The sequence below is a fragment of the Janthinobacterium rivuli genome, assembly GCF_009208735.1.
Taxonomy (GTDB): domain Bacteria; phylum Pseudomonadota; class Gammaproteobacteria; order Burkholderiales; family Burkholderiaceae_D; genus Janthinobacterium.
This window is the reverse complement of the sequence record NZ_WFLJ01000018.1, coordinates 146,439-165,487: the sequence shown is the minus strand read 5'-3', so window position 1 is coordinate 165,487 and position 19,049 is coordinate 146,439. Positions and strand designations below refer to the sequence as shown.

The 19,049-nt window shown below is 63.6% G+C and carries 16 protein-coding genes and 1 pseudogene; 11 read left to right on the top strand and 6 right to left on the bottom strand.

Going from position 1 to position 19,049, the window contains the following annotated elements; translation table 11 throughout:
- The 3 genes and pseudogenes from GCN78_RS29430 to GCN78_RS22805 form a co-directional block, all read right to left on the bottom strand.
- Nucleotides 1-317: pseudogene (locus GCN78_RS29430) on the bottom strand (general secretion pathway protein GspB); the annotation flags it as partial.
- A 1-nt stretch (nucleotide 318) separates the two neighbouring features.
- Nucleotides 319-1,953, bottom strand: coding sequence for an ExeA family protein (locus GCN78_RS22810; RefSeq protein WP_152253732.1), 1,635 nt, complete (start codon nucleotides 1,951-1,953; stop codon nucleotides 319-321).
- Between the two features lie 51 nt (nucleotides 1,954-2,004).
- Nucleotides 2,005-2,529 carry a hypothetical protein gene (locus GCN78_RS22805; RefSeq protein WP_152253731.1) on the bottom strand — a complete coding sequence of 175 codons (525 nt, stop codon included), beginning with the start codon at nucleotides 2,527-2,529 and terminating at the stop codon, nucleotides 2,005-2,007.
- A gap of 417 nt (nucleotides 2,530-2,946) precedes the next feature.
- On the opposite strand from GCN78_RS22805, the gene GCN78_RS22800 reads away from it, so the two are divergent.
- Entirely contained in the window at nucleotides 2,947-3,219 is a 273-nt protein-coding gene (locus GCN78_RS22800; protein ID WP_152253730.1) for a hypothetical protein, read from the top strand.
- Between the two features lie 51 nt (nucleotides 3,220-3,270).
- Here the strand turns inward: GCN78_RS22800 and GCN78_RS22795 are convergent, their stop codons facing one another.
- Nucleotides 3,271-3,558: a hypothetical protein gene (locus GCN78_RS22795; RefSeq protein WP_034759823.1), complete on the bottom strand. Its 288-nt coding sequence runs from the start codon at nucleotides 3,556-3,558 to the stop codon at nucleotides 3,271-3,273.
- Nucleotides 3,559-3,906: 348 nt separating this feature from the next.
- On the opposite strand from GCN78_RS22795, the gene GCN78_RS22790 reads away from it, so the two are divergent.
- The 10 genes from GCN78_RS22790 to GCN78_RS22745 all read left to right on the top strand — a co-directional run bounded on the left by GCN78_RS22790 (nucleotide 3,907) and on the right by GCN78_RS22745 (nucleotide 14,703).
- The gene (locus GCN78_RS22790) at nucleotides 3,907-4,779 is read left to right on the top strand and encodes a glucosamine kinase nucleotide-binding domain-containing protein (RefSeq protein WP_152253729.1); all 873 of its coding nucleotides are present in this window, start codon (nucleotides 3,907-3,909) and stop codon (nucleotides 4,777-4,779) included.
- Nucleotides 4,780-4,781: 2 nt separating this feature from the next.
- The gene (locus tag GCN78_RS22785) at nucleotides 4,782-5,516 is read left to right on the top strand and encodes a GntR family transcriptional regulator (protein WP_152253728.1); all 735 of its coding nucleotides are present in this window, start codon (nucleotides 4,782-4,784) and stop codon (nucleotides 5,514-5,516) included.
- Nucleotides 5,513-6,625, top strand: a complete 1,113-nt coding sequence (nagA, locus tag GCN78_RS22780; protein ID WP_152253727.1) for an N-acetylglucosamine-6-phosphate deacetylase — start codon at nucleotides 5,513-5,515, stop codon at nucleotides 6,623-6,625. Before GCN78_RS22785 ends, nagA begins: the two co-directional genes overlap by 4 nt.
- Complete coding sequence (locus GCN78_RS22775; protein WP_071079063.1) at nucleotides 6,615-7,628, top strand: SIS domain-containing protein; 1,014 nt, start codon at nucleotides 6,615-6,617, stop codon at nucleotides 7,626-7,628. Before nagA ends, GCN78_RS22775 begins: the two co-directional genes overlap by 11 nt.
- Before the next feature lie 130 nt (nucleotides 7,629-7,758).
- Nucleotides 7,759-9,018, top strand: a complete 1,260-nt coding sequence (locus GCN78_RS22770; protein WP_152253726.1) for an ABC transporter substrate-binding protein — start codon at nucleotides 7,759-7,761, stop codon at nucleotides 9,016-9,018.
- Nucleotides 9,019-9,022: 4 nt separating this feature from the next.
- On the top strand, nucleotides 9,023-9,895 hold the full coding sequence (locus GCN78_RS22765; protein WP_226939780.1) for a carbohydrate ABC transporter permease: 873 nt from the start codon (nucleotides 9,023-9,025) through the stop codon (nucleotides 9,893-9,895).
- 2 nt (nucleotides 9,896-9,897) lie between these two features.
- Nucleotides 9,898-10,734, top strand: coding sequence for a carbohydrate ABC transporter permease (locus GCN78_RS22760; protein ID WP_152253725.1), 837 nt, complete (start codon nucleotides 9,898-9,900; stop codon nucleotides 10,732-10,734).
- 26 nt (nucleotides 10,735-10,760) lie between these two features.
- Entirely contained in the window at nucleotides 10,761-12,089 is a 1,329-nt protein-coding gene (locus GCN78_RS22755; protein ID WP_152253745.1) for an MFS transporter, read from the top strand.
- Nucleotides 12,090-12,103: 14 nt separating this feature from the next.
- The gene (locus GCN78_RS22750; RefSeq protein WP_152253724.1) at nucleotides 12,104-13,237 is read left to right on the top strand and encodes an ABC transporter ATP-binding protein; all 1,134 of its coding nucleotides are present in this window, start codon (nucleotides 12,104-12,106) and stop codon (nucleotides 13,235-13,237) included.
- Nucleotides 13,238-13,398: 161 nt separating this feature from the next.
- Nucleotides 13,399-14,703: a tetratricopeptide repeat protein gene (locus GCN78_RS22745; protein WP_152253723.1), complete on the top strand. Its 1,305-nt coding sequence runs from the start codon at nucleotides 13,399-13,401 to the stop codon at nucleotides 14,701-14,703.
- A 131-nt stretch (nucleotides 14,704-14,834) separates the two neighbouring features.
- Here GCN78_RS22745 and GCN78_RS22740 read toward each other — a convergent pair whose 3' ends face one another.
- Nucleotides 14,835-15,956 (bottom strand): acyltransferase family protein, encoded by a 1,122-nt coding sequence (locus tag GCN78_RS22740; RefSeq protein ID WP_152253722.1) that lies wholly within the window; start codon nucleotides 15,954-15,956, stop codon nucleotides 14,835-14,837.
- Nucleotides 15,957-16,212: 256 nt separating this feature from the next.
- The gene (locus GCN78_RS22735) at nucleotides 16,213-18,891 is read right to left on the bottom strand and encodes a TonB-dependent receptor (RefSeq protein WP_152253721.1); all 2,679 of its coding nucleotides are present in this window, start codon (nucleotides 18,889-18,891) and stop codon (nucleotides 16,213-16,215) included.
- Nucleotides 18,892-19,049 lie beyond the last annotated feature (158 nt).

Genomic DNA, 19,049 nt, shown 5'->3' with positions numbered 1-19,049 from the left:
CGCGCCGATGCCGATGCCAGCGCTGGCGCCGGCGCCAGCGCTGGCATCGGCATCGGCGCGGGCACGGCCTGGGCCAGCACGACGGCAGGGGCAACAGCAGGCGCAGGCGTGGCTGCCGCCTGCCAGGGCTGCCACAGCAGCAACGCGGCAGCCACGGCCACGGTCACGCCGCCCAGCGCCAGCCAGACGGGCGCGCGCCGCGCCGCGCCGGATGCGGCGGCATCGTGCAGCTGCACTTGCGGTGCGTGGATCGACGGCAACTCGCCCAGTTGGCGCTCCGCTTGCGATTTTTTCAGTGCTTCAAGTATGTAGGACATCTTATTTCCCCACCACCATCGCCGTCGCGGCGGGCGCCGCCACGGCAGGAGCTGCGCTGCTCAGGCGCGGCTCCGAATTGTCACCCAGTTGCATCAGGCGTATGAATGTTTTCGGGCCCGCCAGGCCATCGGCCCGCAGGTTCTGGCGCTGCTGGAAAGCGCGCAGCAGGCCTTGCATCTCGGCGTCGAGCGGCTGATTGGCGACCGGTGCAGGCAAGCCCTGCTGTTGCGCCAGGCGCTGCCCCAGCCAGTCCACGTCGGCGCCGCGGGCGCCCAGCGGCACTTCGTCGCGCCAGCCGCGCGGGGCGCGCCAGAAGGTGGTGAAACTGCCATCGCTGTGCTGCGCCAGCTGGGCCAGCGGCAAGCTTTGCTGCTTGCCGTCCAGCATCAAGGTGGCGTTCTCGTCCTGCACGCGCGTCAACAGCGCCAGCTGTTCATTCCCATCCGCATCGCGCAAGGCCAGCATGGCGGGACGGTCCAGCACGCGCAGCTCGGCGATGCCGCCCCGGCTGTGCAGGCAGCGCAAGCCGGCGCGGGCGCCGGCCTGGCAAGCGTCACCGGCCGGCAACTGCTCGCCCCACAGGCTGGCCAGCTGGCGCAGCACGGCGTTGCGGTCCGGCAGGCTGGCCGGCGCGGGCACGGATGCGGCGGCCGCCACCACGGCGGACGCGGCCGGCTGCGAAGCGGCCACGGCCGGTACAGCGGGCACAGCGGAAGGGCGCGGCATGAAATGCCAGGCCAACGCGGCCGTGACCACGGCGCCGGCCAGCACCCCGCCCGCCACGTGCGGCCAGCGCAGACCCCGTCCTGCCGCCGGCCTCCCCTCTTCCGCAAACACTTCCTCGGCGGCGCGGCGCAGTATCTGGCGCGTCACCTGCGGCTGGTTTTCCACGTAAGCGCCCAGCAGCGCGCGATCGCACAGCAGGTTGATGCGGCGCGGCACGCCGTGGCTCATGGCGTGAATTTGCGCCATCAAACGGGGCGCGAACGGCGTCTGCGCCGTGCTGCCCGCCACGGCCAGGCGGTGACGGATATAGCTGGCCGTCTCGTCCGCCGACAGCGAACCCAGGTGATAACGGGCGATCACGCGTTGCGCCAGTTGCTCCAGTTCCGGCCGGGCCAGCATGGCGCGCAATTCCGGCTGGCCGATGAGTATGATCTGCAGCAACTTGCGTTCGCTCGTTTCCAGGTTCGTCAACAGGCGCAACTGCTCCAGCACGGCGGCGGACAGGTTTTGCGCTTCGTCGATGATCAGCACATTGTTCTTGCCCTGCGCGTGGCTGGCCAGCAAGTGCGCATTGATGGCGTCGACATAGCCTTTCACGCTGGCCACACCGGGCGCCAGGGCGATGCGGAATTCCTCGCAGATCGACAGCAGCAATTCCTCGACGGACAATTTCGGATTGAAGATGTAGGCGAGCTGGCAATTTTCCGGAATCTGTTCCATGAAGCAGCGGCACACGGTGGTCTTGCCGGCGCCGATTTCTCCCGTCAGCAGCACGAAGCCGCCGCCGCTGCCCACGCCATACAGCAGGTGCGCCAGCGCTTCGCGGTGGCGTTCGCTCATGAACAGGTAGCGCGGATCGGGGGCGATCGAGAACGGCGATTGCTTGAGCTGGAAATAATGCGTGTACATGGAGACCCTGCGGATGAAACGATCAAAATGCGCAGCGGCAAGCCGAACCCTTCATCGGGTGCGGGCGGGCGGCAACGGTTTGTATTTGGCGCAATAGACTTTCGCCTTGCTGCGGAAGTAGACGATTTTACTGCCAGGCACGGAACCGCGGACGGGAAAGGCGGAATTGTCGAGCTTATTGAAGCGCAGGCCCGAGGCGCCGCGGATGGCCGGTTCCAGCTTTTCCGGCGTCGAATCCGCCACCACGCCCATGAAGACGAGGGGACTGGTGTCATCGCTGACGATGACGTCGGTAATCGGCGCGCCCCACAAGGTGGCATCCGTGCGGAACCAGTAGGCGCCCCCTTCATGCTTGTAGGCGGGGCCGAAAGCCGTCAGCAGATAGGCATAGAAGGCCTTGTTGTCGATCTGGTCGATGCACAGCACGGCATTGCCCACCACTTGCCCGAACGTGGACGGCGGCGGCTTCTGCTGCGCCAGCACGCCGGACACGGGTGCACCGAAGACGAGCAGGGCGAACGCCGCCAGCAGGGCCGGCGCACGCCACGGGCGCGTCAAGGAACGGCGCAGAGGCATGATCAGCGCTTGCGCTCTTCTTTCTTGACCTTCTTGGCTTCCTTCTTTTCCTTCATGGTCTTGGCCGGTTCCTTCTTGGCTTCTTTCTTGCTGTCCTGTGCCTTGCTCATCATCTACTCCATACCTGGGCGGAAATGCCTGGGCCATTATGACACTCCCCCATGAAAATGCCACGTCATTTTCCCCCGTGCAATAGATCCCGCCCGGCTAGCACAGACTGCGCATGCGCTTATTTGCAAAAAGACGTATGCATTTTCAATTTATTATGTTTTAATACACGCAATTTATAAAAAGATATCATTTCAGCGCCGCAAGAGCAGCACTGAAGGCAAGCATACACACTGGGGACAGGACATGGGCCGGCATACGGCAGGGCCATGTGTCATCGACGTACAGCCCTCGGCGGAAACAGACAATATGATGAGAAAGATGATCTTGCTGGGCGCGGCCCTGTCGCTCTGGGCCGCTGGCACCGCGCATGCGGCGGGCACGCCACCGATGCGGGCGGCCACCTACCCGGCGGCGCCCGCCACCCTGGCTATGCGCCTGGCCAGTTTCCAGTCACCGCAGGCCAGCCTGCGCGCGCCCGCGCCGTACGAACCGAGCACGCAGTCGCTGCTGCTGGTCGCCATCGTGCTGCTGAGCCTGCGCGTGCGCGTGGGGGCCAGCAGCGAAAAGTTCAGTAGCTGACGTGAAAACGGCCGCGCAAGGCGGCCGCTCCAGTCACGCATCAGCGCACGATCAGTGCAGGCAAAGACGGCGGCGCGTCTTTTCGATCAGCGCCGCATCGTAGGGATACAGGTTCTCGATAAAGAACAATTCCGTTTCCGCCTCGTCTTCCAGGCACATTTCGATCATGACCGGGCCATCGCTTTCGCGGCCCAGGAAATCCTTCGGCCAGCGGTTCTTGCGGTGCGTGCGCATCATTTCCATGCCCAGCGCAGCCAGCGGCGCCGACACGCCAGCGGCCAGCGCCTCTTGCTGCCAGTCGTCCCAGTACTCGCTCTTTGCTGCCTTGTCGTTCATCATGCTCTTCCAACTCAGATGTAAAAGGCGGACTTTACTCTTCATGGCGCCCCTTGCCAAGCATGCGCGGAAGCAACACTACCGCGCGCGGCGCAGACCACTCGCGAAAAATTGGCATTAAACAAGGCCAATTTCAATACCATTCACGATACACAAAAACTCCTTTATTAACAATCACTTGCAATCATACGCTCGGGCATGGCGCGCCAGCGCGCAACGCATTTGTTAATACCACTTAAATACCTGTTGACAAGCCATCGGGGCGACAATATAGTGCCTTCAGCTTTTTCGCCGCCCGACAAATAAAAGAACCGAGACAGGCGCAATCAACCAAACGCGGGACTGCACAACATGATCGAATACATAATCGGCGTCGACGGCGGGGGCAGCGGTACCCGCGTACGCCTGGCGCGCCCCGATGGCCAGGAACTGGCGCAGGGACAAAGCGGCCCATCCGGCCTGGGACTGGGCATCGAACGGGCCTGGACGTCCGTGGCGCATGCCGTCACGCTGGCCTTCCGCGCCGCCGGCCTGGAACAGCCGCCGCTGCAGCGCATGGCCATCGGCCTTGGCCTGGCCGGCGTGCACAACAAGCAGTGGGCCGCCAGCTTCATCGAACACAATCCCGGCTATGCCTTGGTGGCGCTCGAATCGGACGCCCTGACCACCCTGCTGGGCGCGCATGCTGGCCAGCCGGGCGCCATCGTTGCCATCGGTACCGGCAGCGTGGGCGAAGTGCTGCACGCGGACGGCAGCCGCCACGAAGTGGGCGGCTGGGGCTTCCCCTCCGGCGACGAGGCCGGCGGCGCCTGGATCGGCATGCGCGCCATCAACCACGCGCAGCAGGTGGTCGACGGGCGCGTGCCCGGCAGCGCCTTCGCCACGGCCCTCATCGACGCCTGCGGCGGCCAGCGCGACGCCATGCAGGTGTGGCTGGCCGCCGCCAGCCAGACCAACTTCGCGCAACTGGCGCGGCTGGTGCTCGAGCACGCGGCCAGCAATGCCGTGGCGCGCACCATCCTGATGGACGCGGGCCAACAGATCGCCCTCATCGCCAAAGCGCTCGACCCGGCCGGCACCCTGCCCGTGGCCCTGTGCGGCGGCCTGGCGGCGCCCTTGTCGAGCTATCTGCCGGCGGCACTGTTGCAACTGGTCGTGCCGGCACAGGGCGACTCGGCCGCAGGCGGCCTGCGCCTGATACGCAAGCACTTGCAGGAGCAATGACCATGCTGGCCAAACTGTCCGCCTTCAAACCCGATCCGGCCAGCGACACGCCGCTCTACATGCAGCTGGCGAACATGCTGTCGGACGGTATCGCCAGCGGCGACTGGCGCGCCAACCAGGCCTTGCCTTCCGAGCGCGTGCTGTCGGACATCCTCGAGATTTCGCGCGTCACGGCGCGCAAGGCCATCGACATGCTGTGCGACCGCGGCATGCTGACGCGCAAGCGCGGCTCGGGCACCTACATCACGCCCAAGCTGGAACAGCCGCTGTCGCGCCTGACGAGCTTTTCGGAAGAATTGCGCCAGCGGGGCTTCACGGCCGGCTCGCGCTGGCTGCAGCGCGACATCGGCTCGGCCGCGCCGCTGGAACTGCTGTCGCTGGGACTGTCGCCGCACATGCCGGTGGCGCGCCTGCGCCGCCTGCGCACGGCCGACGAAGTGGTGATGGCGATCGAAACGACCACCATCCCCGCGCTGTACATGCCGGACCCGCAGCAGGTGACCGATTCGCTGTACGGCTACCTGGAGTCGCGCGGCACCATCCCGATGCGCGCGCTGCAGCATATCCGCGCCGTCAACGCCACGGCGGAACAGGCCAAGCTGGCCAATATCAAGACGGGTGAAGCCATGCTGCACATCACCCGTGTCAGTTATCTCGACAACGGCGCGGCGGTGGAACTGACCCACTCGTATTGCCGCAGTGATTATTATGAATTCGTAGCGGAGTCGCGCAGATGAGCAGCACTATCAAAGGCAATATCCTTACCCCCGGCGGCTGGATCCACGGCGCCATCGCCTTCGGCGAAAGAATCGACAGCATCGAGGGCAGTTCCAGCCACCCTTCCGGCAACGGCGACGATTACATCCTGCCCGGCTTCATCGACCTGCACGTGCATGGCGGCGCCGGCAAGGACATCATGGAAGGCGGCGAAGCCGTCTACACCATCGCGGCCATCCACGCGCGCCACGGCACCACCAGCCTGCTGGCCACCACCATGACGGCGCCGCCGGAAGACATCGACATGGCCTTGACGGCCATCGGCATCGCCGCCAACAATCGCCGCCCGAACACGGCGCGCGTGCTGGGCGCCCACCTGGAAGGCCCGTACATCAATTCCGGCAAGCTGGGGGCGCAGCCGAACTACGCGCGCGCCGCCACCCTGGCCGAAATCGAGCGCCTGCAAACGCTGGCCAGGCTGCGCGTCATCACCGTGGCGCCGGAAATCGCCGGCCACCTGGACCTGGTGCGCGCCCTGGCCGACGCCGGCGTGCGCGTGCAGATCGGCCACACGCTCGGTTCCTATGAAGACGGCGTGGCCGCGCTGGAACACGGCGCCATGGGTTTCACGCATTTGTTCAACGCCATGAGCGGCTTGCATCACCGCGAACCTGGCATGGTCGGCGCCGCCCTGGCGCACGCCGAATACGCCGAACTGATACCGGACCTGCTGCACGTGCATCCGGGCGCCATCAAGGTGGCCCTGCGCGCCATCCCGCGCCTGTACTGCGTCACCGATTCCACCGCCGCCACCGGCATGCCGGACGGCGAATACATGCTGGGCCGCCACGCCGTGCAGAAATGCATGGGCGGCGTGCGCCTGCCCGACGGCACCCTGGCGGGCAGCACCCTGACCCTGGACCAGGCGCTGCGCAACCTGGTGGGACTGGGACTGGACCTGGCCGACGCGTCCAAGCGCGTGTCGACGAACGCCGCCGATTACCTGGGCCTGGAAGAACGCGGCCGGCTGGCCCCCGGTACTTACGCCGATCTGGTGGTACTCGATCGCGATCTCAAACTCAAAGCTGTGTATATAGAAGGAGAAATCTGTGACCTCAATGATGCTTAAAGAAGCCATTTCCGCCGCCGAATGCGTCGCCCTGCAACTGGCCAGCGACACGGAACGCTACGCGGAACTGGGCCGCAAATTGAGGAGCACCTCGTTCTCGACCGCGCTGACCATCGCGCGCGGCAGCTCCGACCACGCCTGCAACTACGTCGCCTACCTGATCATGGCGCGCCTGGGCCGCGTCGTCGCCTCCCTGCCGATGTCGCTGGTGACCTTGAACAAGTCGCCGCTGGTGACGCGCGACACGCTGGCCATCTCGATCTCGCAATCGGGCCAGAGCCCGGACGTGGTCGAGCCGATCCGCTACTTCCGCGACGGCGGCGCCACCACCGTGGCCCTCGTCAACGACATCGATTCGCCGCTGGCGCACGCCGCCGAATGGGCCATGCCCCTGCGCGCCGGCAAGGAGCAAAGCGTCGCCGCCACCAAGAGCTTCATCACCAGCCTGGTCGCCGGCGCGCGCATGGTGGCCCAGTGGCAGAACGACCCCGAGCTGCAGGCGGGCCTGGAAGCGCTGCCCGAAGCGCTGCTCGAAGCGACCCGCGTCGACTGGTCGCCCGCCATCGACGTGCTGGCGCCGGCCCGCAACATCATGGTCGTGGGGCGCGGCATCAGCTTCCCCGTGGCGCTGGAAGCGGCGCTGAAATTCAAGGAAACCTCGGCCCTGCAGGCGGAAGCCTTCAGCGGCGCCGAAATCAAGCATGGCCCGATGGCGCTGATCGAAGACGGCTACCCGCTGCTCATTTTCGCCACGCGCGGCCCGACCCAGGCCGGCCTGCTGCAACTGGCCACGGAAATGCGCGGGCGCGGCGCCAAGGTCTTGCTGGCGGCCCCCGCCGACGTGGCCGAGCGCGACCTGACCCTGCCCGTGGCGGCCACGCCGGACCTCGACCCGATCGTCGCCATCCAGTCCTTCTACGTGATGGCGGCGAAACTGTCGGCCGCGCGCGGCATGGATCCGGATGCGCCGCGTCACCTGAGCAAGGTAACAAAAACAAACTAAGCACTCTTCGGCAGCTGCGCCCCCGGCACGGGGCGCGGCTGCCGTCAGCAGCACGCATATAAGCGACGGCAAGGGCATGTACCCGCGCCGCGGACTCATGGACATTGGAGCCTCGCGCTCCAGGATAAAAATGACGATCAAGAGACTGTTGGCGGTTGTTGCCTGCGCGGGCCTGCTCGCGCCACAGGCATGGGCTGCCGAGAAAATCGAATTCTGGACCTTCAGCATGAAGCCCAAGTTCACGCCGTATTTCAATGCGGTGGTGGCGCGCTATGAGGCGCAGAATCCCGACGTCAAGATCGAATGGATCGACTTCCCGTGGGACGTCATCCAGACCAAGCTGGTCACGCGCATCGTGGCCGGCACGCCGCCCGCGCTGGTCAGCCTGAACGTGCCCTGGGCCGACGAATTCGCGCGCGACGGCTTGCTCACGCCCGTCGATGGCCTGATCGCGCAAGCGCGCGCCAGCTACATTCCCAGCGCCCTGGACGACTTGCGCTTCAAGGGAAAAACCTATGGTTTCCCCATGTACAGCAATGTCGCGGTGATCGCCTTCAATACCGACATCTTCAAACAGGCGGGCCTCACGCGCGGCCCCGCCAGCCTCGATGAACAGCTGGCGTTCGCGCGCCAGATCGCGCAACGCACGGGCAAGGCCGGCATCGCCCCCGCCCTGTCGAAAATCGATGGCCTGTTCATGCAGCAGGGCCTCGCCGTCATCACCGACAACCGCGCCGTCTTCAATTCGCCGCAGCACGTGGCGCTGGTGCAAAAGCTGGCCGACACCTACAGGGTCGGCGGCCTGCTGAAGGAAAGCCTGTTCGCCGAGGATAACTTCCCCGCCGTGATCGACGCCTACAAGGGCGGGCGCCTGGGCATGCTGCTGGCGCCGCCGACGGCCATGCAGCGCATCCGCGGCGACGCGAAGGACATCTACGCCATCACCGACGTGGCGCCCGCGCCGCTGGGACCGACCGGTATCGCCGATGGCGGCTGGCTGGTGCACTTCGCCATTCCGCAAGGCGTGCCGGCGCGCCAGCTGCCATCGGTCGGCAAGTTCGCGCGCTTCCTGACGAACGATGAAAACCAGCTGGCCTTCGCCAGGCAGGCCAGCGTCTTTCCCACCACGATCAAGGCGGCGGCCGACCCGTTCTTCCTGTCCACGCCGGCCAACGCGGGCGCGGCCGAAAAGGCGGTGGCCGCCGGTGCCCTGTCGATGGGCCACTCGCGCACCCTGTACGTGGCCGGCATCGACGACTACGACGAGCTGCGCCGCTCGCTGGTGAAAGCCGTCGAGGCGGGCGTGACGGGCAAGCAGGACGTGAAGCAGGCGCTGGACCAGGCCGTCGCCATCTGGAACCGCAAGCTGGCCACCCTGCCGCGCCACTGAGGACATGATGAAACTCGCCCACCGCCATACCGTGCAAGCCTGGCTGTTCCTCGCCCCCGCCCTGCTGCTGCTGGCCGCCTTTTCCTTCTGGCCCGTCGGCTACGGCTCCGTGCTGGCCTTCACCGATTACAGCCTGATACGCGAGACGCGCTTCGTCGGCCTCGATAACTTCCGCTACATCTTCAACAACGAGATGTTCGTCTCGGGCCTGAAAAACTCGCTGCTGTTCCTGCTGATGGTGCCCTTCGTGCAGGTGGGTGCCATCACCCTGGCCGTGCTGGTCAACAACCGCCTGCCCGGCATCCGTCTGTTCCGCGCCGCCTTCTACGTGCCCGTGGTGACCACCGTCTCCGTGGTCGGCATCATGTGGGGCTTCATGTTCCACGAACAGGGCGCGCTCAATTACGTGATGCAGACCCTGCAACTGGTGAACGCGCCCGTGGGCTGGCTGACGAACGACAGCCTGGCCCTGTTTGCCGTCATGTTCGTCACCCTGTGGCGCGGCCTGGGCTGGTACATGGTGATGTACCTGGCGGCCCTGCAGGCTATCCCGTCGGACATGCAGGAAGCGGCCATGCTCGATGGCGCCAACCGCTGGCAGCGCTTCTGGAAGATCACCGTGCCCATGCTGCGCCCGACCATCATGCTGTGCTCCATCCTGTCCGTGCTGGCGGCCCTGAAGGCGTACCAGGAAGTCGACGTGCTGACGCAGGGCGGGCCGATGAATTCCACCTTCACGGCGCTGTACTACGCCTATGACCAGGGCCTCAAGCACCTGAAACTGCCGCGCGCGCTGGCGGCCAGCTTCGTCGTCTCGCTGTTCTGCATCGGCATCGCCCTGCTATGCCTGCGCTATCTCAAACCGAAGCACCGCTGACCATGGCAAGCCGCTCCCGCCCCCTGAAAACGCGCCTGCACATACTGGGCCACTACGCCGTGCTGTGCGCGATCGCCGTCGTCTGCGTCTTCCCGTTCTGGTGGACCCTGGTGACGGCCATTTCCACGCAAGGCAATATCTTCGCCTTCCCGCCCACCTTCTGGCCGAAGGCGCCGTCCTTCGACAACTTCATCGAAGTGTTCCAGGCCATCCCGATCTGGTCGTTCTTCAAGAACTCCGTGCTGATCGCCGTGTTTACCGTGTTCTGGAAACTGCTGCTGTGCTCACTGGCCGCGTATCCGCTGGCGCGCCTGAAATTCCGCGGCCGCAAACTCGTGTTCGGCCTGATCCTGGCCACCCTGGTGCTGCCGTCCGAGGTCAACTTCCTCGTCAACTTCATCACCATCACGCAAATGAGCCTGGTCGACACCTACACGGGCGTGATCCTGCCCAACGTGGTGACGGCGGTGGCCATCTTGCTGCTCAAGCAGGCGTTCGAGGAAGTGCCGCAAGACCTGATCGACGCGGCGCGTGTCGATGGCGCCTCCGAGTGGGTCATCTTCAGCCGCATCATGCTGCCGCTGATCACGCCCTGGCTGGCCACCGTCGGCATCCTGACGGCCGTCGAATCGTGGAATGAATACATCTGGCCCTCCATCGTCATGAGCAAACCCGATGAATTCCCCCTGTCGGTCGGCGTGCTGTATTTGCGCGGCACCTTCGGCAGCAGCACGCGCGTGATCGCCGCCGGCACCCTGATCACCATCGTGCCGACCCTGCTCGCCTTCCTGTTTACCCAACGCTTCTTCATGCGCGGCATGGATGGCGCAGTCAAATGAAAACGTCTCTCGATAAGGAAGCCTCCATGCACGACCAGCGCATCAGCATCAGCAAGAAAGTCCGCAGCCCGATTTCCTGGGTGCCCACCTTGTACTTCGCCCAGGGCTTGCCGTTCTACGCCGTGGCCCTGGTGGCCGGCCTGATGTTCAAGAGCATGGGCGTGCCGAACGACCAGATCGCCCGCTGGACGGGCCTGATCGGCTTTGCCTGGGTCTTCAAGTCGCTGTGGAGCCCCTTCCTGGAACTGGCGTCGAGCAAGAAAACCATGGTGGTGCTGTTCCAGTTCGCCGGTGGCCTGAGCCTGGGCCTGATCGCGCTGGCCCTGCAAACGCCGCTGTGGTTCGCCGCCTGCATCGCCGTGCTGTTCGTCGCCGCGCTGGCCTCGTCGACGCACGACATCGTCTGCGACGGCCTGTACATCGCCAGCCTGTCCGACAAGCAGCAGGCCGCCTACGCGGGCTGGCAAGGCGCCTTCTTCAACGCGGGCAAATTCATCTCGCTGGGCGGCCTGGTGATCCTGGCCGGCTACCTGGAGAAAAAAATCGGCATCAAGCCAGCATGGTCGGTGATCTTCCTGATCATCGGCGCCATGATGCTGTCGCTGGCCGCCTACCACCTGTGGGCGCTGCCGCAGGTGCGCAACGCGGCCGTGGCCGACAAGAGCGTGGCCGGCATCAGCCGCACCCTGTGGGACGTGCTGGTGGACTTCCTGAAAAAGCCCGGCATCTGGGGCATGATCGCCTTCATCATCCTGTTCCGCGCGGGCGAGGCGCAAGTGCAGACCATCGGCCCGCTGTTCCTGCGCGAAGCGCGCGAACTGGGCGGCCTGGGCCTGTCGACGACGGAAGTGGGCGCCGTGTATGGCACGGCCGGCACCGTGGCTTTCCTGCTGGGCAGCATCGGCGGCGGCTACTTCACCTCCTGGCTGGGCCTCAAGCGCGCCATGTTCTTCCTGATCCTCGCCATGAATCTGCCGAACCTGGTGTTCTACTACCTGAGCCACAGCATGCCGACCGACCTGACCCTGATCACGGCCGCGCTCAGCGTGGAGATGTTCGGCTATGGCTTCGGCTTCGTCGGCCTGATCCTGTTCATGATGCAGGTGGTCTCCGTCGGCAAGTACCAGACGGCCCACTATGCGTTCGCCACCGGCGTGATGCAGCTGGGCTTCGTGCTGTTCAAGATGATCAGCGGCGACATCCAGACGGCGCTCGGCTACAAGACCTTTTTCCTGTGGGTGCTGGTGTCGGCCGTGCCCGTATTGATCCTGTCGCGCTTCATGCGCATCGGACCAAAGGCCCCCTCCGACCAGGCTGACGCCGGCGCCACGTCCGCGCCGGCCAGCGCCAGCTAGGAATCGCACAGTCCATGGCACACATCGCATTAAAGAATATCGTCAAGCTGTACGACGACAAGCACCCGGTCATCCACGGCATCGACCTCGATATCCGCGACGGCGAATTCGTCGTCTTCGTGGGGCCGTCCGGCTGCGGCAAATCGACCCTGCTGCGCATGATCGCGGGCCTGGAAGACATCACGGACGGCGAGCTGCATATCGGCGGCAAGCTGGCCAACGATATCGCGCCGGCCGAGCGTGGCCTGGCCATGGTCTTCCAGAGCTACGCCCTGTACCCGCACATGACGGTGTTCGAGAACATGGCCTTCGCCCTCTCGCTGGCCGGGCACAAGAAGGCCGAGGTGCGCGCCGCCGTCGAACGCGCGGCCGAGATCCTGCAGATCACGCCTTTGCTCAAGCGCAAACCCAAGGACCTGTCGGGCGGCCAGCGCCAGCGCGTGGCCATCGGCCGCGCCATCGTGCGCAAGCCACAGGTGTTCCTGTTCGACGAACCGCTGTCGAACCTCGACGCCTCGCTGCGCGTGCAGATGCGCGTGGAAATCTCGCGCCTGCACCAGGAATTGAAGACGACCATGATCTACGTCACGCACGACCAGGTCGAGGCCATGACACTGGGCGAGCGCATCGTCGTCTTCAACGGCGGGCGCATCGAGCAGGTGGGCAGTCCGCACGCGCTGTACAACAATCCCGGCAACCTGTTCGTGGCCGGCTTCCTCGGCGCGCCAAAGATGAACTTCATCGCTTGCGTGGCCGTCGCGGCAAGCCCAGGCGCGGTGGCCGTGCGCCTGCCCGGCGGCGCCGTGATCGACGTTGACGCGCAGGGCGAGAGCGTGGCGCCGGGCGACCCGCTGACCCTGGGCGTGCGCGCCGAGCACGTCTCGCTGCAGGACAGGGAGACGGCGAACGACAACGTGATCGAAGCCAGTGTCAGCCATGTCGAATACCTGGGCGACGTGGCCATCGTTTACGCCGGCATGCCGGGCGTGACGGAGATGCTGGCCGTCAAGCTGGCGGCCGAGGATGGCTTGCGCCAGATGGGCGACGCCATGCGCCTGCATCTGCCGCCGCAGCGCTGTCTGCTGTTCGATGCCAATGGGCAAGCCCTGGCGCGCACGTTTGCCGCACCCGCTCAGCCGTTTATGTAACAATAGCCGTTTAGTATCATGCCGCTTCTGTTTGACTTATGCAGGCAGAACGGCTGAAATGTGTTTTTTTCGAGCTTCCTTGCCCCTCTGGCAATGCCACTGCACGACGTTGCGGCTGCCAGTGCAGGTGCGTATTTTTGTTATTGATTGAAGGATAACCCATGTCCCAATTCCGTCTTGCCCGTCTTAGCCTGCTCCTGGCCGCCATCGGCCTGAATGTACTGCCATCCCTGTCGCACGCGCAGGATGCCAAGCCGGCCGCCGCCGCTGCCGCTCCAGCCGAATCGGTGCGCCCTGAAGTGTTCAAGCTGCTCGATCCGACCGCCGTGAAGGCCTCGATGGATGCGAAAAACTACGCCGACGTGCAAAGCCGCATCGACCAGGCAGCCGCCATTCCCGCCCTGACGCCCTACGAATTGTTCGTGCTGAACCGCCTGCGCGTGGCGCTGGCCTCGACCACCAACAATGCGCCCATGGCCATGACGGCGCTGGAAGCGGTGATCGAATCGGGCAAGCTGGACAAGAAATCGCAAGGCGACTTCATCCAGGCCCTGGCGAATTACCACTACAACGCCAAGGATTATCCGAACGCCATCAAGTGGTTCACCCGTTACCAGACAGAAACTGGCGACGTGGCCACCGTGCGCCCGTACATCATCCGCGCCTACTACTTCAGCAACGATTTCGCGCGCGCCAAGCAGGAACTGATGGCCGACCTGACGGCCAAGCAGCAAGCGGGCAAGACGCCGACCATCGAAGAGCTGCAATTGCTGGCCAACACGGGTTCGAAGAGCAAGGACCCGGCCACCTACCTCGTCGCCATGGAAAACCTGGTGCGTTACTACCCGTCGGACGACTACTGGAGCGACCTGCTGGGCCGTTTGCAAGGCAAGGCCGGCTATTCGGACCGCTTCGCGCTGGACGTGCTGCGCCTGCAATTCAAGGCTGTCGACACCATGCCGCCGCAAGATTACAGCGACATGGCTGAAATCGCCCTGGTCAATGCTTTCCCGACGGAAGCGAAAAAAGTCCTCGACGCCGGCTTTGCCAAAGGCGTGCTGGGCACGGGCGCGAATGCCGCCAAGCACAAGAAACTGCGCGACCAGGCCGCCAAGGCTGCCGCCGACGATGCGAAAAACATCGCCAGCGGCGAAGCGTCGGCCATGAAGAGCAAGGATGGCACGGGCTTGATCAACCTGGGCTACGCCTTCGTGACGATGGACCAGTTCGACAAAGGTATCGACCTGATCCAGAAAGGCATCGCCAAGGGCGGCCTGAAGCGTCCAGAAGACGCCAAGCTGCGCCTCGGCTATTCCTACGCCATGGCGGGCAAGAAAGACGACGCCATCAAGGTACTGGAAACGGTCAAGGGCGGCGACGGCGTGGGCGACCTGGCCCGCTACTGGATCATGTGGCTGAACCGTCCTGCCACGACAGCGGCGGCACCGGCGGCAGCGGCCAAGTAATTCCTGCGCCCTCAAGCAGATGCAAGGCAGTTCCCGGCTCAGGCCGGGGCTGCTTTTTTTTCGACCTTGCATCCCTCATCCATGGGGGTGCCTCGCCGCCCTATCCACGCGGCATGGGCTGACGTAAGGTTTCAGACCTTGATGTAGATCTTGCGCTTGTCCATGCCGTAGGCGATCAGCCAGCACAGCAGCATGAAGCTGATGGCAAACAGCATCGAACCCACGCGTGCGGGCGCCCAACCCGTAAACCACTGCTGGTACAGCCACTGGTACAGGTTGCCGCCGCCGATGCGCACGGTAAAGGCGATGATCACCAGTACTTCCGACACCAGGTAGATGAACAGGGTGTTCTTGCCGAAAACTTCAAAAAAATACGTCCAGCCCGTGATCTTGCGCACGTCGATGAGGAACATCAGCAGCGCCAGCAGCAGCAAGTCCAGGCCGATGCCCAGCATCACGTAAGAGCTGGTCCACAGTTTCTTGTTGATCGGGAACACTTCATTCCAGCACAAGGCCACCGCCACGCAGAGGGCGCCGGCCACGGCCAGTTGAACCAAACTGGAGCGCAGCCGCGCCGGCGCGGCCTGGCGCAGGAAACTGCCCGCCAGGTAGCCGGCGATCACATTGACGATAGCCGGCAAGGTGCCGAGGATGCCTTCCGGATCGAAGGCGATGCCTTCGCCGTGATACAAATGGCTGTCACCGAGCAGGATCAGATCCAGCTTGGCCGGCGCATTGCCGTGCAAGCTGTAGTCGCCAAAGCATGCCAGGATGGCCCAGTAGCCGAGCAAGGCACAGGCGCTGAAGACCAGCGCGCCCCGTGTCTTCCCGTATTGCAGGATCAGCGCGGCGGCCAGATAGCACACGGCGATGCGCTGCAGCACGCCGGGGATGCGCGTGTGCGACAGCGGCGACCAGGCGAACTGGCCCGCATCGTCGAGCTTGAAGAAGGGGAACCAGTACAGCAGGAATCCCAGCAAAAAGATCAGCGCGCTGCGCTTGCACAGCTTGGCCAGCACGGCGCCATGGCCCAGGTTTTCATACTTGCCCAGCGCAAAGGCCAAGGCATTGCCGACGACAAACAGGAAGCTGGGGAAGACCAGGTCCGTCACGGTAAAACCATGCCATTCGGCATGCAGGAACGGCGCATACACGCTGCCCCAGTCGCCGGGCGTATTGACGACGATCATCAGGGCCACGGTCAGGCCGCGCAAGACGTCGAGGGCGAGGTAGCGTTGAGGTGCAATAGTCATGATCAAACAAATCCAAATGAGAAAAACCGCCTTCCTGCTTGCGGCAAGGAGGCGGCAAAAAACCTTGCGCCGCAGGATACAAGCTTGGCGGCGCAAGTCATGCTGGCGATCGGCGGGGACAGCCCAGGCATAAACAAGCCAGAAGCCGCCCTGCCGGTGAGCGCAAAAAAAAGCAAGCCCCTGAAACAGGAACTTGCCTTGAAAAGACCGAGGAAGACCGGGCCTGACGCGGGCGCATCAGGCCGGATCGTTGTGCTTACAGTTTTGCGCGCAGGCCCAGGTAGAAGGTGCGGCCGTTGCTGTAGAACGCGCGTGGCTGATCGCGGTTTTCAGCGTACATCTTGATGGTCGTGTTCGTCAGGTTAAGCGCATCAAACGTGATCGTGAAGTGTTCGTTGATCTTGTAGTTAAGCGAACCGGCCAGGCCACCGGCGCCTTCCACGTGCTGGCTGGCGCCACGGTCCACGCCCGCTTTGTAGGACGAACGGTAGTTGTAGGCCAGGCGAGCGCTGAGGGCATTGGCTTCGTAGAAGGCCGTCAGGTTGTACGTGCTGCGCGATGCGTTGACCAGCTCATCACCGTTATCCAGCTTGCCATCGGCATAGGTGTAGTTGGCCAGAATACCGAAGTCGCCGAACAGCGGTTGCTGGTAGCTGAACTCCGCGCCCTTGTTCTTGCCGCTGGTGTTGAATGGCGACGTGATCTGGTAAACGGCGTCGGTACCGCGCTTGCTATTGTAATAGGTCCCGCTCACCGTTCCATTGGATACGACGGACTTCAAATCCATGTAGAACAGGCCCACCGAGAATGCCGATTTTGGCGCAAAGTACCATTCTGCGCTAACCTCAGCGTTGTCCGACTTGACAGGGTCAAGCTTGACGTTTCCGCCGACACCGCTCAATGCATCGTCGTTCAGCGATACCGAACCACCGAGCGCGCTGTAATCAGGACGGGCGATGGTGCGGGCAACGGCGCCGCGGATGACCAGATCGTTGCGCACATCGAATTTGATGTTAGCACTAGGCAAGTAGTCATTATAGGTGCGTTCAAACAAGTTCTGCGAGTACGGTTTCCAGTCGGACCCGATGATCGGGCCGCCGAGCTTGTTGACCAGGGTCGACTGTTTGGTCTGCACGGCACGCAGGCCGAAGTTACCGCTCCAGTTATCGCCCGTCAAATTGGCCATGGCATAGATGGCCGAGGTTTTTTCCTGCAGTTTGAATTCGTCTGTCCAGTTATGGCGTTGCACTGGATCGAGATTGCGGTTACCAGGGATCGCGGCCCAGGCGGCCAGTGCTGCACCGTCATACTTGAAGTAATTGCTCGACAGGTTGCCACCCAGATCCTTGCCGAAATCGCCAGGGTACTGGGTACCATTCCAGACAGGGCCCGGATTGGAGATACCCAGAGGACCCGGTTTGGCATCAATCGGATGCTCGGCAGAACGCTTGTGATCGGTCAGGCGGCCGCCGAACTTGATCGAATCCCAGATGCCGGACGACAGGCGTAGTTCCGCGTCGATCTGGGCATATTTTTCCTGATCGACGGAACGCGATTCACCACCGCCGATCCATGCCGTAGAACCTGGCTTGGTGGTGGTGCCGCCCGGATAGGAAACGCTGGCCGGGCTCATGCCGTTCAATTGATACACCATGCCGCCATCGACGTTGTTCTGGTAGTAGACATCGTTGCGGTCATAGCCTAGACCATGGGTCTTGCCCAGCTTGCCGGTCAGGGTCAGGTCCTTGGTCGCGCGGTACTTGAAGTTGAAATCGAGGTAGTACGATTCGCCACCGGCGTCAGGACGGTAGATATTGTCGACTTCGCCCGCGTTCCTGGCAAAGGTGGCGCCTGTCATGGTGCCATTCTTGACGGTGTAGTTGGTCGGTATCTGGCCGTTCGGCACGCCGTCTTTCGTACTGTTGATCGAGTTGGCGGGCGCGGCCAGCCAGTTCGTGTTTTGATGCGGCGCCTTCAGTTGCGAATAGAAGCCGTTCAAGTCCAGGGTCAAGTCCTTGCTGGGCTTGAATTCGATATCGAATGCGCCGCCTTCGCGGGTTTTCTTTTGCTCGAACAGGGTGGCGCCGATAAAGGTCGGCACTTTCACGCCGGCCAGTTCAGGACGGGCCTTGGCCGCAACGCTGTCTGCGGCAATCGGCGTGTAGCCGAGGATTTCCTGGCCATCGCGGCGCACGGTCGATTTTTGCGAAAAGCCCTGCACCATGATGCCCAGGGTATTCGTGTCGTTCTTCCAGTTTACCAGGCCGGAGAACTGCGGGTCGGTCTTGCCCGCCAAGTCATTGTAGAAAGCCTGGATCGAACCTTCGGCCGTGATCTGATTCTTGAATTCCAGTGGACGGCGGGTGATCACGTCGATCACGCCCGACACGCCACCTTCAGGCAGGTCGGCCGTGGCGCTCTTGTGCACGACAACGGAACTCACCAGTTCCGATGGCAGCAGGGAGAAGCTGCTGCTGCGGCCCACGTTGCCGCCGAATTGGTTCAGCACGAACCAGTCGCCCGTGCTGATGGCGTGGCCGTTGAACAGGGTTTGCTGGAAACTGGGGCTGGTGCCGCGCAGGCTGACGCGGTCGTTTTCGCCGAAGCCGCCTTCACCACCAGCCGACGATTGGGTGTTCACACCTGGCAGGCGCTGGATCGCGTCAGCCACGTTACGGTCAGGCATCTTGCCGATATCTTCGGCGGTGACCACCTCCACCACGGAATCCGCGTTACGTTTTTGCTTCAGCGACTTTTCCAGCGAGGCACGCACGCCGGTCACCGTCACGGTGGCCACGTCGTCGGCGGCTGCTTCCTGCGCCTGTGCCGAAAAAGCCAGACCGGCGACCATCACGGCAACGGCCGCGGCGATCGGCGTACGGCTACGCGATCCGGATTTCACGACGGCAGCTGCAGGTGTCAAATTGCGTTTCATGTACTCCCCCTTGATTTAGGCTCCAGGATTGGAACCTTTTCATTTTTAACGTAGGTCTTCTTTCCAGCCCGCCCACTGTCGCCGGCATGCTGCAGACCCTTCGGCACAACCACTTACAAAACCAATTCAACGCCAATATACTACTATCCAATACCAGA